Genomic DNA, 259 nt, shown 5'->3' with positions numbered 1-259 from the left:
CGGAACAGGCCGTATTTGAAATGGTGATATTCGAGATTCGCGAAGGTGTGGGACATGTTGTCCTCACCCGAGACGAACGGCTTTTCGAAAATCACCTTGTCGCCGCGACGGATGCGCGAGGTGCCGCGAATATCGGACGGCGGTGCGCCGACGCGGATTTCCGGGCCGAAGCTTGCGGGGCGCAGCTTGGAATGGGCGAGGTAGAGATAGTTGATCCGCTCGGTGACGTGATCGGAAAATTCGTTTGAGACGGCAAAGC

The 259-nt window shown here is 57.9% G+C and carries 1 pseudogene; it reads right to left on the bottom strand.

What is annotated here, in order from left to right:
- Window positions 1-259, bottom strand: a pseudogene (araD1, locus tag SB764_RS41985) (2-keto-3-deoxy-L-arabinonate dehydratase AraD1); the annotation flags it as partial.

Origin of the sequence: Paraburkholderia sp. SIMBA_027 (assembly GCF_046535315.1) — a bacterium.
Lineage (GTDB): Bacteria > Pseudomonadota > Gammaproteobacteria > Burkholderiales > Burkholderiaceae > Paraburkholderia > Paraburkholderia tropica.
Note: the sequence above shows the minus strand (reverse complement) of the source record. Positions and strands in the feature narration are given on the sequence as shown.